The sequence below is a fragment of the Pseudarthrobacter sp. 05T312 genome, from assembly GCF_056396685.1.
Genome location: NZ_JBFTLY010000008.1, coordinates 85,586 through 102,125, shown reverse-complemented (window position 1 = coordinate 102,125; position 16,540 = coordinate 85,586). Strand labels below are relative to the sequence as shown.

17 protein-coding genes are annotated in these 16,540 nt (G+C 66.0%); 14 read left to right on the top strand and 3 right to left on the bottom strand.

Annotation, left to right across the window (positions count from 1 at the left end; translation table 11 throughout):
- The first annotated feature begins 10 nt into the window (after positions 1–10).
- The 5 genes from AC1DIP_RS12665 to AC1DIP_RS12645 all read left to right on the top strand — a co-directional run bounded on the left by AC1DIP_RS12665 (position 11) and on the right by AC1DIP_RS12645 (position 4,533).
- Positions 11–505, top strand: coding sequence for a ribose-5-phosphate isomerase (locus tag AC1DIP_RS12665; protein ID WP_224025091.1), 495 nt, complete (start codon positions 11–13; stop codon positions 503–505).
- A complete protein-coding gene (locus tag AC1DIP_RS12660) occupies positions 502–1,455 on the top strand; it encodes a 3-hydroxyacyl-CoA dehydrogenase family protein (RefSeq protein ID WP_477733946.1) in 954 nt (317 codons plus the stop codon). Before AC1DIP_RS12665 ends, AC1DIP_RS12660 begins: the two co-directional genes overlap by 4 nt.
- A 32-nt stretch (positions 1,456–1,487) precedes the next feature.
- The gene (locus tag AC1DIP_RS12655; protein ID WP_477733945.1) at positions 1,488–2,255 is read left to right on the top strand and encodes an SDR family NAD(P)-dependent oxidoreductase; all 768 of its coding nucleotides are present in this window, start codon (positions 1,488–1,490) and stop codon (positions 2,253–2,255) included.
- Between the two features lie 83 nt (positions 2,256–2,338).
- The gene (locus tag AC1DIP_RS12650; protein ID WP_476209471.1) at positions 2,339–3,685 is read left to right on the top strand and encodes an MFS transporter; all 1,347 of its coding nucleotides are present in this window, start codon (positions 2,339–2,341) and stop codon (positions 3,683–3,685) included.
- 29 nt (positions 3,686–3,714) lie between these two features.
- Entirely contained in the window at positions 3,715–4,533 is an 819-nt protein-coding gene (locus AC1DIP_RS12645) for a triose-phosphate isomerase family protein (RefSeq protein WP_477733944.1), read from the top strand.
- Here the strand turns inward: AC1DIP_RS12645 and AC1DIP_RS12640 are convergent.
- Together AC1DIP_RS12640 and AC1DIP_RS12635 are read right to left on the bottom strand one after the other, a co-directional pair.
- Positions 4,491–4,973, bottom strand: a complete 483-nt coding sequence (locus AC1DIP_RS12640; RefSeq protein WP_476209475.1) for an SRPBCC domain-containing protein — start codon at positions 4,971–4,973, stop codon at positions 4,491–4,493. The genes AC1DIP_RS12645 and AC1DIP_RS12640 overlap by 43 nt on opposite strands.
- A complete protein-coding gene (locus AC1DIP_RS12635; RefSeq protein ID WP_476211841.1) occupies positions 4,970–5,332 on the bottom strand; it encodes a metalloregulator ArsR/SmtB family transcription factor in 363 nt (120 codons plus the stop codon). Before AC1DIP_RS12635 ends, AC1DIP_RS12640 begins: the two co-directional genes overlap by 4 nt.
- A 149-nt stretch (positions 5,333–5,481) precedes the next feature.
- Between AC1DIP_RS12635 and AC1DIP_RS12630 the strand changes: the two genes are divergently transcribed.
- The 9 genes from AC1DIP_RS12630 (at position 5,482) to AC1DIP_RS12590 (ending at position 15,983) form a co-directional block, all read left to right on the top strand.
- Complete coding sequence (locus tag AC1DIP_RS12630; protein ID WP_476209477.1) at positions 5,482–5,886, top strand: tautomerase family protein; 405 nt, start codon at positions 5,482–5,484, stop codon at positions 5,884–5,886.
- A 187-nt stretch (positions 5,887–6,073) separates the two neighbouring features.
- The gene (gene iolC, locus AC1DIP_RS12625) at positions 6,074–7,090 is read left to right on the top strand and encodes a 5-dehydro-2-deoxygluconokinase (protein WP_476209479.1); all 1,017 of its coding nucleotides are present in this window, start codon (positions 6,074–6,076) and stop codon (positions 7,088–7,090) included.
- Entirely contained in the window at positions 7,087–8,025 is a 939-nt protein-coding gene (locus tag AC1DIP_RS12620; protein WP_477733943.1) for a Cgl0159 family (beta/alpha)8-fold protein, read from the top strand. Before iolC ends, AC1DIP_RS12620 begins: the two co-directional genes overlap by 4 nt.
- Before the next feature lie 29 nt (positions 8,026–8,054).
- Positions 8,055–10,004 (top strand): 3D-(3,5/4)-trihydroxycyclohexane-1,2-dione acylhydrolase (decyclizing), encoded by a 1,950-nt coding sequence (iolD, locus tag AC1DIP_RS12615; protein ID WP_477733942.1) that lies wholly within the window; start codon positions 8,055–8,057, stop codon positions 10,002–10,004.
- A gap of 32 nt (positions 10,005–10,036) precedes the next feature.
- Positions 10,037–11,551, top strand: coding sequence for a CoA-acylating methylmalonate-semialdehyde dehydrogenase (locus AC1DIP_RS12610; RefSeq protein ID WP_477733941.1), 1,515 nt, complete (start codon positions 10,037–10,039; stop codon positions 11,549–11,551).
- A gap of 87 nt (positions 11,552–11,638) precedes the next feature.
- The gene (locus tag AC1DIP_RS12605; protein ID WP_477733940.1) at positions 11,639–12,550 is read left to right on the top strand and encodes a sugar phosphate isomerase/epimerase family protein; all 912 of its coding nucleotides are present in this window, start codon (positions 11,639–11,641) and stop codon (positions 12,548–12,550) included.
- Positions 12,551–12,579: 29 nt separating this feature from the next.
- On the top strand, positions 12,580–13,593 hold the full coding sequence (locus tag AC1DIP_RS12600; protein ID WP_477733939.1) for a Gfo/Idh/MocA family protein: 1,014 nt from the start codon (positions 12,580–12,582) through the stop codon (positions 13,591–13,593).
- A 78-nt stretch (positions 13,594–13,671) separates the two neighbouring features.
- Positions 13,672–14,547: a sugar phosphate isomerase/epimerase family protein gene (locus tag AC1DIP_RS12595; RefSeq protein ID WP_477733938.1), complete on the top strand. Its 876-nt coding sequence runs from the start codon at positions 13,672–13,674 to the stop codon at positions 14,545–14,547.
- Entirely contained in the window at positions 14,544–15,983 is a 1,440-nt protein-coding gene (locus AC1DIP_RS12590; RefSeq protein WP_476209490.1) for a sugar porter family MFS transporter, read from the top strand. The genes AC1DIP_RS12595 and AC1DIP_RS12590 overlap by 4 nt, the downstream gene beginning before the upstream one ends.
- A gap of 87 nt (positions 15,984–16,070) precedes the next feature.
- Here AC1DIP_RS12590 and AC1DIP_RS12585 read toward each other — a convergent pair whose 3' ends face one another.
- Entirely contained in the window at positions 16,071–16,520 is a 450-nt protein-coding gene (locus AC1DIP_RS12585) for a MarR family transcriptional regulator (RefSeq protein WP_476211842.1), read from the bottom strand.
- Positions 16,521–16,540 lie beyond the last annotated feature (20 nt).

Below are 16,540 nucleotides of genomic sequence, written 5' to 3'. Positions count from 1 at the left end.
GAGAACCCTTATGACTGAGCAATCCCAGCCAGGCTGGCGCATCGTCGTCGGCAATGACGAAGCCGGCGTCGAATACAAGAATGCCCTGCGCGAACTGCTGGAGGCGGACCCCCGCGTCGCCTCGGTGGAGGACGTGGGAGTCGGCGCCGACGACACCACCGCCTACCCCCACCTGGCCGTCGCCGCCGCCCGCAAGGTGGCCGCCGGCGAAGCGGACCGCGCCCTGCTGATCTGCGGAACCGGCCTGGGGGTCGCCATCTCCGCCAACAAGGTGCCGGGCATCCGGGCCGTCACCGCGCACGACAGCTACTCCGTCGAACGCTCCGTGCTGTCCAACAACGCGCAGGTCCTCACCATGGGCCAACGTGTCATCGGCCTGGAACTGGCCAAGAAGCTGGTGGGCGAGTGGCTCAACTATCGCTTCGATGAAAACTCCGCATCCGCGGCCAAAGTAGACGCCATCTGCTCCTATGAGGGCGCGTCGGAAGGACTTGAAACCACATGAGCACCCGTAACATCGCCGTCATCGGCTCCGGCTACATGGGCGGCGGAATCGCCCAGGTCCTGGCACTTGCCGGAGCCCGCGTAGCACTCGCTGACGTCTCCGCCGAAATCGCCCAAAGCAACTACGAACGGCTGCTGAAGGAATCCGACGAATTCGTGGCGGCCGGGCTCTTCCCGGCCAACGCCACGGACCTGCTCAAGGAAAACCTCTGGGCAGCCAAGGACATCGAAGAAGCCGTAGCGGACGCCGAATACATCGAGGAGGCCGTGCCGGAAGTCCTCGAGATCAAGCACGCCACCCTGGGCCGGATCAGTGCCGCCGCCCGGCGGGACGCCATTATCGGCTCCAACACCTCCACCATCTCCATCGCCAAGCTCGCCGAAGTGGTGGACAACCCGGAGCGCTTCCTGGGCGTCCACTTCTCCAACCCGGCACCCTTCATCCCCGGCGTGGAAGTCATCCCGCACGAGGGGACCTCCGGGGCAACCGTCCAGGCCGCCCGCACCATCGTGGGGGAGACCGGCAAGGAAACCGCCACCGTCAAGGACGTCACCGGCTTCGTGCTGAACCGGCTCCAGTACGCCCTCTTCCACGAAGCCGCGCAGGTGGTGGAGGAAGGCATCGCCACCGCCGAGGACGTGGACACCCTGGTCCGCACCACCTTCGGCTTCCGCCTGCCGTTCTTCGGCCCCTTCGCCATCGCCGACATGGCAGGCCTGGATGTGTACGCCTTCTGCTACAAGTCACTGCAGACCGGCTTCCCCGAGCGGTTCGCCACCCCGCAGATCCTCCAGGAAAAGGTCGACGCCGGCCAGCTGGGCACCAAGACCGGCTCCGGCTTCCTTGATGTCCCGGCAGAGCGCACCGCCGCCCTGGTTGCCTACCGGAACAAGGCCTACGTCGCCATGCAGAAGCTCATCGAGGACCTGGGGCCGGCCCCGCTGTCCTAGCCCTGCTTTCCCTCAACCAGAAGGAACCTTCCATGACAGTTTTCCCCGTAGAGCGCACGGTGATCGTTACCGGCGCAGTCTCTGAACGCGGCATCGGCCGCGCCACCGCGGACTACCTTGCCGAGCGCGGCTGGAACATCGGCGTGATCGACCTTGACGACGCCGCCAGCAAGGACCTGGCCAGGGAACTGGCCGAAAAGCACGGCGTCAAAGCCCACGGCGCCGGCGCCAACATCGGCGACGAAGCCTCGGTGCGTGCCGCCATCGACGAGATCGAAGCCGAGCTTCCCCAGCTGGTTGCACTGGCAAACATCGCGGGCGTCAGCTCCCCGGTTCCCTACCTGGAGCTGGACAGCGCCGAGTGGGACCGCGTAGTGAACATCAACATGAACGGCGTCCACTACGCCACCCGCCGCGCTGCCGAATCGATGGCCAGGAACCGGGTGGGACGGATCGTCAACATCTCCTCCGTCTCCGCGCAGCGCGGCGGCGGAACCTTCAGCAAAACCCCGTACTCCGTGGCGAAGGCCGGCGTCATCGGCCTGACCCGCGCCACCGCCCGCGAACTGGGCGAGTACGACATCACGGTCAATGCCATCTCACCCGGTCCGATCGACACCGACATCATGGGCGGCACCCTCAGCGAGGAACGCAAGGATGAACTCGTCAAGGACCTGGTAGTGAACCGGGTGGGCACCACCCGCGACATCGCGGCGGCCATTTCCTTCCTCATCGGTGAGGACGCCGGCTACATTTCCGGCCAGACGCTGAACGTCGACGGCGGCCTGTACATGCACTGACGGCATCCGCCCCGGATGCCACAAGCCCCGCAGGCCGCCGGCCTGCGGGGGACCACCAACGTCACCACTCGAAGGAGAGTGTTGTGTCAGAAACCACCGCAACATCCAAGGAACTCCTGGCCCGTCCGGTCCTGAAGTCCGCGATTTCCAAGGCGGCCCGCCGGCTCATGCCGATGCTGGTCATCCTCTACGTCGTTTCCTTCCTGGACCGCACCAACGTCGGCTTCGCCGAGGCGGCCCTGGGGGCGGACAAGGGGGTGTCCGCCGCGGCCTTCGCCCTCGGCGCCGGTATCTTCTTCATTGGCTACGCCATCTTCGAAATCCCCAGCAACCTTCTCCTCAAGAAGGTCGGTGCCAAGATCTGGCTGGCGCGCATCGCCATCACCTGGGGCATCGTCTCCGCCTGCTTCGCGTTCGTGCAGGGCGAGACCTCGTTCGTGATCCTGCGTTTCCTCCTGGGCGTCACCGAGGCCGGGCTGTTCCCCGGCGTCATCATGTACCTCGCCGAATGGTTCCCCAACAAGGTGCGCGTCCAGATGTTCGCCATCTTCTACCTGGCCCAGCCGTTCTCCCAGATGATCGGCAACCCGTTGTCCGGCTGGCTGATCAACATTGGCGACCAGGTGCCGGGCCTGAGCGGCTGGCAGGTCATGTTCTTCGTCGAGGGCATGCTGGCTGTCCTGGCGGGCATTGCTGCCTTCTTCTTCCTGATCAACGGCCCGGAGAAGGCCAAGTTCCTCAACCCTGAGGAAAAGTACGCCCTGAAGGAGGTCATGGCGCTGGAGGACACCATCAAGGACGAGACCGGGCCCCGCGGCATTCTCGCCGCCATGCGCAATGGCCGCGTCTGGTACTTCACCGTCATCTACTTCTGCCTGCAGATCGCCGTGTACGGCGTGACGTTCTTCCTGCCGCAGCAGGTATCCTCGCTGACCGGGCAGAAGGTGGGACTCGCCGTCGGCCTGCTGATCGCCGTCCCATGGTTCTTCGGCATCTTCTCCTGCTACTTCATCGGCAAGGCCGCAGATACCGTGGCCAAGCGGCGCAAGTTCGGCACCATCCTGTTCATCTCCACCGGCCTGTGCATCTTTGGCTCGGCGTGGGCGGGGACCAACCACCAGCCGGTGCTGGGCATGATCTTCATTACCCTGGCAGTCTGCAGCTTCCTGGCCGTTGGCCCCGTGGTGTGGTCGTACCCCACCGCGTTCCTCGCCGGGTCTGCTGCCGCGGCAGGCATCGGGTTGATCAACTCCCTCGGCAACTTGGGCGGCTTCGTGGCACCCATCCTGCGGACCGCAGTCAACGAGGCCACCCAGTCACCAACGGGCTCCATGGGCGTCTATGCCCTAGGGGTCCTGCCGTTCGTGGCGGCCGCAATGATGTTCGCCACGAGGCGGTTCAAGAACAAGGCCGACGACCTGCTCGACTGAGCGCACCACACCATCCACGCAAGGAAACCATGAGCACCTCCGGCAGCAGCACAGGCACGGGCCCCCTCTACATTGGTGTCAGCACCAAGATGTACCTGGGCTACCAGGAAAGCCTGCGCTGGCTGTCGGAGGTGCGTTCCATCGTCGATGACAGGCCCGGACTGGGCATGGATTCCGCCGGGGAGTCCCCGGTCCGGGTCTTCGTCATTCCGTCCTTCCCGGTCCTGGAGCCCGCCGCGCGAATCCTGGCGGGGTCGCCGGTACTCCTCGGCGCGCAGAACTGCGCCTGGGGCGACGGGCCGTTGACCGGTGAAGTCAGCCCCGGCATGCTGGCCGAACTTGGCGTCTCACTCGTCGAGATTGGCCATGCCGAACGCCGCAAACTTTTCGCGGAGGACGACGCCGTGGTGGCACGCAAGGTGCGTGCCGCCGTCGAACATTCCCTCACCCCGCTGCTCTGCATCGGCGAACCGGACAGGCTCGACGCCGGGACTGCCGCCGCCTTCTGCGTAGGGCAGGTCCGTGCCGCCACGGACGGTGACCCCACCCTGCTGAACGGCCTGGTCCTGGCCTACGAACCGGTCTGGGCCATCGGTGCGCAAGAGCCCGCCCCGCCGCAGCACGTCAACGCCGTCCTGGCGCAGATCCGGGCAGCCCTGGGCCCGGCCTGCCCGCTGATCTACGGCGGCAGCGCCGGGCCCGGGCTGCTTCCCCGGCTGCCGGCCGCGGACGGACTCTTCCTGGGCCGCTTCGCCCATGATGCCGCCAATCTTGGCCGCGTACTGGACGAGGCCCTCGACCTGCGTCAGACAGAGACGCCCGCCAACAGTTCGTCCAGCCGCTCGTAGCCTTCGGACATGCCGCCCTCCATGCCTGAGTGCAGCATGCCGTCACGCGCCTCCATGCTCTGGTACATGGCGTGGCCCCGCAGCCTGCACCGGCCGCCGTCGAGCTCCTCAAATGTCATGGACTCCAGGCTGACCGAGTCCGGATAACCGCCGAACTCGAAGGTCTGCAGGGCGAACTCGTTCTCGCGCACAGTGTGGAAAATGCCACGGAACTCGTACGGCACCCCCTCCGGACCCGTATGGATGTACCGGTAACTTCCGCCGGTACGGAAGTCGTAGTGGTCCATTTCCATCTTCATGCCCCGCGGACCCAGCCATTGGGCCACCAGTTCCGGGTCCTTGTGGGCCCGGAACACGTCCGCCACCGGAAAGTCGAACTCCCGCTCGAAGTCGATGTAGGGGAGTCCCTCGGGGGCCGTGATCTTCAGTTGGTTGGTCATTTCCTGTCCTTAGCCTTAGGCGCCGTGTGCCCGGCGCTGGATTCAAGCACCGCATCGAGGCCGCGGAACTGCCCTTCCCGGACCAGCCTGTACTGGTCGATCCAGGCGGTGAGAGCCTCCAGCCGTGCGGGGTTCAGGTGGACGGGCCGGCGCTGGGCGTCCCTGCTGCGGGTAACCAGATTCGCCTGCTCGAGTACCTGGATGTGCTTCGAAACTGCCTGCTTGGAAATCTCGAAGGGTTCGGCCAAGTCATTGACGGTGGCCGGACCACGGCTCAGCCGGGCAATGATGCGTCGACGGACGGGGTCAGCCAGGGCAAGGAAAGCCACATCCAAAGCCGCGTCGTCATCCGCCACCATTCCCGCCTTTCGCATAATCAACCTCTGCCTTTATCAACCTATTGGTTGACTAATACTAAGACCGCTCTTATCGCCTGCGCAAGGGGGTCTTGCGTAGCCAAAATTGTCCTTGTTAGTATGTCAGTACAAACTATTAGAGGAGAAGCTTCATGCCACTGGTTCGCATTGACGTCAACGAAGGCCGCACCGCCGATGAGCTGCAGCAGCTGAGCCGCGGCATCCACGATGCGATTCTCGCGGAGTATGGCATCCCGGAGCGGGACTACTTCCACATCCTCACCGAACACCCGCAGGGCCAGATCTTCGCCCAGGACGCGGGGCTGGGCTTCGAACGCACCGGGGGAGTGGTGATGATCCAGATTTTCACCCAGGGCGGCCGATCCCAGGAGGCCAAGCAGCGGCTCTTTGCCGCGGTGGCCGAAAAGCTTGCCGAAGTGGGGGTCGCCGGCGAGGACGTCTTCATTGGCTATGTCGAGAACACTGCCGGCGACTGGTCCTTCGGGTTTGGCCGCGCCCAGTACGTGACCGGGGAGTTGGCAGTTCCCCGAAGGTAGCGCGGGCGTGCCCTGCTGGGGTCGGGGCCTTTCTAAACGCTTGTTGTAAGTATGTCAGTACAAACCTTTGACAGGACATTCGATCTAGGGCAAAGTAGTCCCTGTGGCCCACGCCACGGCCTGCCAGTCCCGGAACTCCTGCTCCTCAAAGGATCCGAGTTCCACACCAGAAAGGTCCACGATTCCCGTGACCCACGAGCTTCTTACGATCGGGCGCATCAGCGTTGATATCTACCCGAACGACATCGGGGTTGGCCTGGAGGACGTCAGCTCCTTCGGCAAATACCTTGGCGGTTCACCGTCCAACGTCGCCGTCGCCGCTGCCCGGCACGGCCGCCGGGCCGGCGTCATTACCCGCACCGGGGACGATGCATTCGGCACCTACCTCCACCGGGAACTGCACAAGTTCAACGTCGACGACACCTTCGTCACGCCGGTCGCCGGCCTGCAGACACCGGTGACATTCTGCGCGATCAAGCCCGCCACGGACGAGTTCCCGCTGTACTTCTACGGCCGTTTCCCCACCGCTCCGGACCTGCAGATCAAGTCTGAAGAGCTGGACCTGGATGCCATCCGCGGGGCCGGCATCTTCTGGTCCACGGTGACCGGCCTGTGCCAGGAACCTTCCCGGTCCGCGCACATCGCCGCGCACCAGGCCCGGCCCCGCACCGAACTGGCCGAGGGGCAGTTCACTGTCCTGGACCTGGACTACCGTCCCATGTTCTGGGCGTCCGAAGAGGAAGCCCGCGCAGAAGTGGCCAGGATCCTCCCGCACGTCACCGTCGCGATCGGCAATGACAAGGAATGCGCCGTCGCCGTAGGGGAAGGAACCCCTGACGAGCAGGCGGACCGGCTGCTGGCCGCCGGCGTGGAAATCGCCGTCGTCAAGCTTGGCGCTGAAGGCGTGATGGCCAAGACGCGCACCGAGCGCGTGGTCTCCGCCCCCGTCCCGGTTGAAACCCTTAACGGCCTCGGCGCCGGGGATTCGTTCGGTGGCGCGTTCTGCCACGGGCTGCTGTCCGGCTGGCCGCTGGAGCAGGTCCTGGACTACGCCAACGCCGCCGGTGCCATTGTGGCCTCCCGCCTGTCCTGCGCCGACGCGATGCCGACGCCCGGCGAGGTCACCTCGCTGCTGGCCGAACGCGGACGTACCGTGCCCGGTACGGTCTCCGGCGCTTCCATTCCCGAAGGAGCAGCACTGTGACCCTCACGCCCCTCGCCTCGAACCACGCCGTGGATGATGATCCGCGCCGCTATGAGCACCTGAGCACCATCCGCCTCGAAGACCCGGACGCCGTGGCCCGCGCGGCGAAGTCCCGCCGCCGCCACCCGGGCGTGAAGGCCGGCCGGCAGAACTTCATCGTCGCCGCCGACCACCCCGCCCGCGGCGCCCTGGCTGTCGGCAGCGATCCGGTGGCCATGGCGGACCGGCGCCAGCTGCTGGACCGGCTGCAGATCGCCCTGGCCAACCCGGCCGTCGACGGTGTCCTGGCCTCCCCGGACATCATGGACGACCTGCTCCTGCTGGGCGCCCTGGACGGGAAGCTGGTGTTCGGATCGATGAACCGCGGCGGGCTGTCCGGCCTGGTCAACGAGTTCGATGACCGGTTCACCGGCCACACCGCCGCCGCTTTGGCGGCCCTTGGTGCGGACGGCGGCAAGATGCTGACCCGTATCTGCCTGGGCGACCCGGACACCGTAGTGACCCTGGAAGCGACCGCCAGGGCCATCGACTCGCTGGCGGAACGCAAGCTGATCGCCATGGTGGAGCCGTTCCTGTCGGTCCGCGAGAACGGCCGGGTCCGCAACGACCTTTCTCCCAATGCCGTCATCAAGTCCATCGCCATCGCCGAGGGCCTGGGATCCACCAGCGCCTACACCTGGATGAAGCTTCCCGTGGTGGCGGAGATGGAACGCGTCATGGCCGCCACCACCATGCCCACCGTGCTGCTGGGCGGTGACCCGGACGGGTCCCAGGACGAGGTCTTCGCCACCTGGGGTGCCGCGCTGGCCCTCCCCGGGGTCCAGGGCCTGACGGTCGGCCGGACGCTGCTCTACCCCGCGGACGGGGACGTCGCCGGCGCCGTTGCCGCGGCAGCCTCCCTCCTGCACCACACCACAGAACTCCCGGAGAACTAGCCATGGGCACACCAACAGGAACGCGCAGAATGACGGTGGCGCAGGCCGTCGTCGAATACCTTTCCCGGCAGTACACCGTGGACACGGTGGGCGGGGTTGACTACCGTGAGCGGCTCATCCCGGGCACGTTCGGGATCTTCGGGCACGGCAACGTGGCCGGCGTGGGCCAGGCGCTGAAGCAGTACCAGCAACTGGACCCGGCACTGATGCCGTACTACCAGGGCCGCAACGAGCAGGCCCAGGTCCACCAGGCAGTCGGTTACGCCCGGCACACCCGCCGCCGCCAGACCTACGCCATCAGCACCTCCATCGGCCCGGGTTCCTCCAACCTGCTCACCGGTGCCGCGCTGGCCACCACCAACCGGCTCCCGGTGCTGCTGCTGCCGTCCGACACGTTCGCCACCCGCGCCGCCGACCCTGTCCTGCAACAGCTCGAGCAGCCGTACGCCTACGACATCACGGTCAATGACGCGTTCCGGCCGCTGTCCAAGTTCTTCGACCGGGTGAACCGGCCCGAGCAGTTGTTCTCGGCGTTCCACCACGGCCTGCGCGTCCTCACGGACCCGGCCGAGACCGGCGCGGTGACCATTTCCCTGCCGCAGGACGTCCAGGCCGAGGCCTTCGACGTCCCGGCCGAGTTCCTGGCCGAGCGTGAGTGGCGGATCCGCCGCCCCGACGCCGACGACGAGGACATCGCCCGCGCCGCCGCAGCCATCCGGGCCGCGAAGCGCCCGCTGATCATCGCCGGCGGCGGCGTCCTCTACGCCTACGCCAATGACGAACTGGCGAAGTTCGCCGAGCTGACCGGAATCCCGGTGGGCAACACCCAGGCGGGCGTCGGCGTCCTGCCGTGGGACCACCAGTTCTCCCTCGGTGCCATCGGCTCCACCGGCACGACGGCGGCCAACGCCATCGCTGCCGAGGCGGACCTGATCATCGGAATCGGCACCCGCTACGAGGACTTCACCACCGCGTCCCGGACCGCGTTCCAGAACCCCGACGTGAGGTTCGTGAACATCAACGTCGCCCCGATCGACGCCTACAAGCACGGCACCACGCTGCCGATCGTCGCCGATGCCCGCAAGGCCCTGGTCAAGCTCAACGCCGCGTTGGGCGGCTACCGCGTCGGGGCGGACCTGATACAGAAGATCGCCGCGGAGAAGAAGCGCTGGAACGCCACGGTGGACGAAGCCTTCGACACCCGCTACACCCCTCTGCCGGCACAGAATGAGATCATCGGCGCCACCAACCGGGCCATGGACGCCCGCGACGTGGTCATCTGCGCCGCCGGGTCCCTGCCCGGGGACCTGCACAAGATGTGGCGGGTCCGGGACCCGTTCGGCTACCACGTCGAATATGCCTACTCCTGCATGGGCTACGAGATCCCCGGCGGCTTGGGCGTCAAGCGTGCAGCAATCGCCGAAGCAGCCAGTACGACGGCGGCAGGCGGGCCGGGTGGCCAGGTGCGGGACGTCGTCGTGATGGTGGGGGACGGCTCCTACCTGATGATGCACACCGAACTGGTCACCGCCGTCGCCGAACGCATCAAGCTGATCGTGGTCCTGATCCAGAACCACGGTTATGCCTCCATCGGCTCGCTGTCCGAATCCCTGGGTTCGCAACGGTTCGGTACCCAGTACCGGGCCCTGAACGAGGAGCAGCACAGCTTCGACGAGGGCGAGACCCTGCCCGTGGACCTGGCCCTGAACGCCGAGTCCTTGGGCGTGAAGGTCATCCGGATCGAACCGGGGGAAAAGGTCATCGCCGAACTCGAGCAGGCCATCCGCGATGCGAAGGCCGCCCCCGAGAACAGTGGCCCGATCCTGATCCACGTCGAATCCGACCCCCTCCTGGACGCACCGTCCTCCGAATCCTGGTGGGACGTCCCTGTCTCCCAGGTCTCCGAACTGGACTCCACCAAACAGGCCTTCCAGACCTACGTCGATCACAAGTCACGCCAGCGCAAACTGCTCGGCTAACCACGCTTTCTCACTACTCAAGGAAGAGTCCCATGACTGCCACCACCACCGAAACAACGGTCATCAACCATTTCATCAACGGCGCCGAAACCGCCGGCGAAGGCGACCGCACCACGAACGTGTACAACCCGGCCACCGGCGCCGTGACCGGCGAACTGCGCCTGGCCAACCGCGCCGACCTGGACACCGCCGTCGCCGCCGCCCGCAAGGCCGCCGACACCTGGGGTGACATTTCCCTGGCCAAGCGCACCGCGGTGCTGTTCAAGTTCCGCGAACTCGTCGCCGCCCACGTGGACGAGCTCGCCCAGCTGGTCACCGCCGAGCACGGCAAGGTCCTCTCCGACGCCAAGGGCGAGATCGGCCGCGGCCTGGAAGTGGTCGAGTACGCCTGCGGCATCCCCACCCTGCTCAAGGGCGACTACTCGGACCAGGTCTCCACCGGCATCGACGTCTTCTCCTTCCGCGAGCCCCTCGGCGTGGTCGCCGGGATCACGCCGTTCAACTTCCCGGTCATGGTGCCGCTGTGGATGGCCCCGATGGCGATCGCCACCGGCAACGCCTTCATCCTCAAGCCCTCCGAACGCGACCCTTCCGCCTCGCTGCTGCTGGCCAAGCTGTGGAAGGAAGCCGGGCTGCCGGACGGTGTGTTCCAGGTCCTGCACGGCGACAAGGAAACCGTTGACGGGCTGCTGACCCACCCGGACGTGGACGGCATCAGTTTTGTTGGGTCCACCCCGATCGCCCAGTACGTCCACGAAACCGCCACCAAGCACGGCAAGCGCGTCCAGGCCCTGGGCGGTGCGAAGAACCACGCGATCATCCTGCCCGACGCCGACCTGGACAACGCCGCCGACCACCTCGCGGCCGCCGCGTTCGGCTCCGCCGGGGAACGCTGCATGGCCATCTCGGTCGCCGTCGCCGTCGGAGACGCCGCTGACGCCCTGGTCGCCAAGGTCCAGGAACGCGCCGAAGCCGTCCAGGTCAACAACGGCACCGAACCCGGCGCCGAAATGGGCCCGGTCATCACCCCCGCCTCCAAGGAACGCATCCTCCGGATCGTTACCGAAGCTGAAACTGCCGGCGCCGCCATGGTGGTGGACGGCCGCGACCTGGTGGTGCCTGGCCACGAAAACGGCTTCTGGGTGGGTCCCACCGTCCTGGACCACGTCAAGACCGAAATGACCGCCTACAAAGAAGAAATCTTCGGACCCGTCCTGGTGGTGGTCCGCGTCGACACCCTTGAGGACGGCATGACGCTGATCAACGCCAACCCCTACGGCAACGGCACCGCTATCTTCACCTCCTCCGGCGCGGCCGCCCGTAAGTTCCAGCGTTCCGTGACGGTGGGCATGATCGGCATCAACGTCCCCCTGCCGGTGCCGGTGGCCTACCACTCCTTCGGCGGCTGGAAAGCCTCCCTCTTCGGCGACAAGCACATCTATGGACCCGAAGGCGTCAGCTTCTACACCCGCGGCAAGGTGGTCACTTCCCGCTGGCCCGAAACCCACCACGCCTCCGGCGCCTCCTACAACTTCCCCTCCAACTAGGACACCCCCGTCGATTGCTCCGTAACCGCCGTTATGAGCGTCCAAAAGGGCGGTTACGGAGCAATCGAAGAAAAGGACAACGCTGTCATGACTGAAAACAAGCTGATCATCGGCACGGCGCCGGACTCCTGGGGCGTCTGGTTCGCGGACGATCCGAAGCAGACCCCGTGGGAACGCTTCCTCGACGAGGTGGCCGAATCCGGGTACAAGTGGATCGAACTGGGCCCTTACGGCTACCTGCCCACCGACCCCGCCCGCCTGGCGGAGGAGCTGAAGCAGCGCGACCTGCAGATCTCCGCCGGCACGGTGTTTACCGCCTTCCACCGCGGCGTGGACCAGTGGGAAACCGCCTGGGAGCCGGCCCGCAAGGTCGCCGAACTCACCGCGGCCATGGGCGGCGAGCACATCGTGGTGATCCCGGCCATGTGGCGGGACGACGTCACCGGCGAAGCCGTGGAAAGCGGCACGCTGAGCGAAAAGGCGTGGGACGACCTGTTCACCGGCCATAACCGCCTGGGCAAGACCCTGCTGGAGGACTTCGGCCTGAAGCAGCAGTTCCACTCCCACGCCGACTCCCACGTTGGCGCGCAGGCGGACATCGAGACGCTGCTCGGTGCCACGGACCCGCAGTACCTGAACCTCTGCCTGGACACGGGACACGCCGAATACTGTGGCGCCTCCAGCCTGGAACTGATCAAGAACTATCCGGACCGGATCGGCTACCTGCACCTGAAGCAGATCAACCCGGACATCCTCAGGAAGGTCAATGAGGAGAACATGACCTGGGCAGCTGCCAACCTGGCCGGCGTCATGACCGAACCGCCCAACGGCCTCCCTGACCTGCGCGCTGTCATCGAAGCCGTGGAGGCGCTGGACCGGCCCATCTTCGGCATCGTGGAACAGGACATGTACCCCGTGGCCTTCGACGTACCGATGCCCATCGCCAAGCGCACCCGCAACTACCTGCTGTCCTGCGGTTCCCGCACCGCCGTCAGCTAACCCGCCACCAAGACCAGAAGGACAGAACAATGACTGAAACCCTCCGCGTCGCCGTCATCGGCGCCGGCCGCATGGGCGCCGACCACATCCAGCGCCTCAGCAAGCGCATCCACGGAGCCGAAGTCGCCGCCGTCGTGGACGTCGACCTCGCCCGGGCCCAGGCCGCGATCGAAGGCATCCCCGGCGCCGTTGCCCTCGCCGATGCCGAGGAAGCCCTCAACAACGGCGACGTCAACGCCGTCCTGATCGCCACCCCCGGTTTCCTGCACGAGGACATCCTGCTCAAGGCCATCGCCAAGGACATCCCGGTCCTCTGCGAAAAGCCCCTCACGCCGGACGCCGAGTCCTCCTGGAAGATCGTTGAAGCCGAGGTGGCGCTGGGCCACAAGCGGATCCAGGTGGGCTTCATGCGCCGCTTCGATGCCGAATATGCCTCGCTGGGCAAGATCATCCGCGACCACGAACTGGGCGAACTGCTCATGCTGCACCACCAGCACCGCAACCCCAGCACCCCCGAGGGCTTCACCAACGAGATGCTCATCAACGACTCCGTGGTCCACGAGTTCGACGCCATCCGCTTCTTCACCGGCGAGGAAATCACCAGCGTCCAGGTCCGCCTGGGCAAGGCCACCAAGAACGCGCCCTCCGGCCAGCACGACCCCCAGCACGTCCTGCTGGAGACCGAATCAGGCGTCCTGGCCGACGTCGAAATCTACGTCAACGCCAAGTTCGGCTACGAGGTGGCCACCCAGGCCTCCTTCGAGGACGGCATCGTCAGCATCGGCGGCGATAAGGGACCCTACACCCGCAGCTCGGGCCGCTGGGGCGGCAACGTCACCCCCGGCTTCGAGGAGCGTTTCGGCGCGGCGTACGACGTCGAAATCCAGTCATGGGTGGACGCGGCACTTAAGGGCGGAATCGGCGGCCCCTCCGCCTGGGACGGGTACGCCACCGCCGCCTGCTGCGAGGCAGGCGTGGAAGCGCAGAAGAACGGCGAAAAGGTCGCCGTGAAGCTGGCTCCGAAACCCGACCTCTACAAGTAACCAGGACCGGAAAAGGGGGCGGAGCCATCCGTCCCCTTTCGTGTCTCCACCCTTCCTGATCCACAATGGAGTGTTTACGTGAAAATCGCACTTGACCCCACCCCGTTCCACCACTCGCACAGCCTGCTGGAGTTCCCCAAGGTGGTGGCGGACCTTGGCTACAAGTACATGCAGCTGACCCCGCACGCGGACTTCATCCCGTTCTACAACCACCCCAAAGCGGACGACGAACTGGTGGGCCAGCTGGGCAAGGCCTGCAGGGACGCCGGCATTGAAATCGCCTCCATCCTCCCCGTGCTCCGCTGGTCCGGGCCCGACGAGGACGCCCGCGAAGCCGCCGTCCGCTACTGGAAGCGCGCCATCCAGATCGCCGTGGACCTGGGAGTGAGCACCATGAACACCGAGTTCAGCGGCCGTCCCGAGAAGGCGGAGGAGTCAGAGCGGGCGTTCTACCGTTCCATGGAAGAGCTGCTGCCCATCATTGAGCGTGAAGGCATCGACCTGCTGATCGACCCCCACCCCGACGACTTCGTGGAGGAAGGCCTGGCCGCCATCCGCGTGATCAGGGGCGTGAACTCGAAGAACGTGGGCATGGTCTACGTGGCCTCGCACAGCTTCCACATGAAGAACTCTCCGCTGGACATCATGCGGGCCGCGGGGGACAAGCTGCGCCTGGTCCACGTGGCCGACACCATGGACCACCACGCCTCGCACGGCCTGCGCTACATCACCAACCCGCCGGGCAACCCGGTCCGCGTCCACCAGCACCTGAAGATCGGCGACGGCGACGTCAATTGGGACGAGTTCTTCGGCGGCCTGAAGGAAATCGGCTTCCTCGACCGGGAGGACACCGTGATGGTGTCCAGCGTCTTCGCTGAGGACGAGAACGCCGAAGAAGTGTCCCGCTACCAGCTGGAGACCATGAAGCAGTACGTCCAAAAGGTAAGCCTATGAGTTCGCCTGTTTCCGGAAAGGCAGCGGTCAAGCAGCCCGGCAACCATCAGCGGGCCCTGCGGACCGTCACCATCATCTCCACCTTCGGCGGCCTGCTGTTCGGCTACGACACCGGCGTGATCAACGGCGCCCTGCCGTATATGCAGGAGGACCTGGGCCTCACTCCGCTGACCGAAGGCCTGGTCACCTCATCCCTGCTGTTCGGCGCCGCCTTCGGCGCCCTGTTCGGCGGACGCCTGGCCGACCGCAACGGCCGGCGCAAAATGATCATGGTGCTGGCGGTCATCTTCCTCGCGGGCACCATCGGCTGCACGTTCTCGCCCAATACCGAGGTAATGATCGCCGCCCGGTTCATCCTGGGACTCGCCGTGGGCGGGGCATCGGTGACAGTGCCCGTGTACCTGGCGGAGGTCTCGCCGAGCCACCGGCGCGGCCGGATCGTCACCCAGAACGAACTCATGATCGTCACCGGGCAACTGCTGGCGTTCATCTTCAACGCCTACCTGGGCAACTCCTTCGGTGAATCGCACGGCATCTGGCGCTGGATGCTGGTCATCGCCACCCTGCCGGCCATCGCGCTGTGGATCGGGATGAACTTCATGCCCGAGAGTCCACGCTGGCTGGCCTCCATCGGCAGCTTCGGCGAGACGCTCAGCGTGCTGCAGCGGATCCGGTCGCAGGAGGAAGCCCGCAGGGAGTTTGAGGAAGTCAAGGCCATGGCCGTGGAGGACTATAAGTCCAAAATGGGTTCATGGAAGGACCTGGGCATCCCGTGGCTCCGCCGGATCTTCGTGGTGGGCCTGGGCCTCGCGGTGATCCAGCAAATCACGGGCGTGAACTCGATCATGTACTACGGCACCCAGATCCTCTCGCAGTCCGGTTTCGGCCGGGAGGCTGCCTTGACGGCCAACATCGCCAACGGGGTCATTTCGGTACTGGCCACGTTCGTCGGGATCTGGCTGCTGGGCAAGGTGGGGCGGCGCCGGATGCTGATCACCGGGCAGGTGGGAACCACCACGGCGCTGCTGCTGATCGGCTTCTTCTCGCTGATCCTGCCGGAAGGCTCCGCCCGGGGCTTCGTCATCCTGGCTTTGACCGTGACGTTCCTGGCGTTCCAGCAGGGTGCCATTTCCCCGGTGACGTGGCTGATGCTCTCGGAAATCTTCCCGCTGAAGATCCGCGGCCTGGGCATGGGGGCGTCGGCCTTCCTGCTGTGGATCGTGAACTTCCTGATCGGGTTCGGGTTCCCGCAGCTGCTGGCCGCCATCGGCATCTCCAACACGTTCTTTGTGTTCGCAGTCCTTGGCGTGGGGGCCATTGCCTTCGCCGCGAAATACATTCCCGAGACCAAGGACAAGAGCCTTGAGGACCTGGAGCACTACTTCAAGAACGTTGCAGGCGGCAAAGCCGAGGCGCCAGCCGCAGAGGTTTCCTGACCGGAACCAGCACTCCCTGTTCCCCACAGCAACGCCCCCATGAGGATCCTCACGGGGGCGTTGTTGGTGCCTTGGAGTGGCCGGGTCCTAGGCGCGCGCGTGCAGCCGCGGCAGCGCATCCACCAGCGGTGCCAGTTCCGGAATGGCCAGGGCCCCGTCCAGGGCACGTTCCAGCGTGGCGTCGTGGACCGGCCGCGCTGCCGCGAGCAGGCTGCTTCCACTGGCGGTGAGCTCGGTGTAGATGCCGCGGCGGTCGTCGTCGCACAGGATCCTGGTCAGCAGGCCACGGTCCTCCAGCCGGTTGACCAGCCGGGTGGTGGCGCTGGGGCTCAGCGCCGTGGCGCGCGCCAGCTGCTGCATCCGCATGTGCCACCCGTCCTGCCGGCTGAGGGCATCCAGCACCGTGTACTCCACCACGGAGAGCTTCGACTCCGCCTGCAGGCTGCGTTCCAGTTCGTTTTCGATCAGCCCGTGCAGGGCTGCGAGGGTGCGCCAGCCCTGGGCACGGACCTCAACGGCGTCGTCCTTGATGCCCATGGTTGCTCCTTCGAAGATGG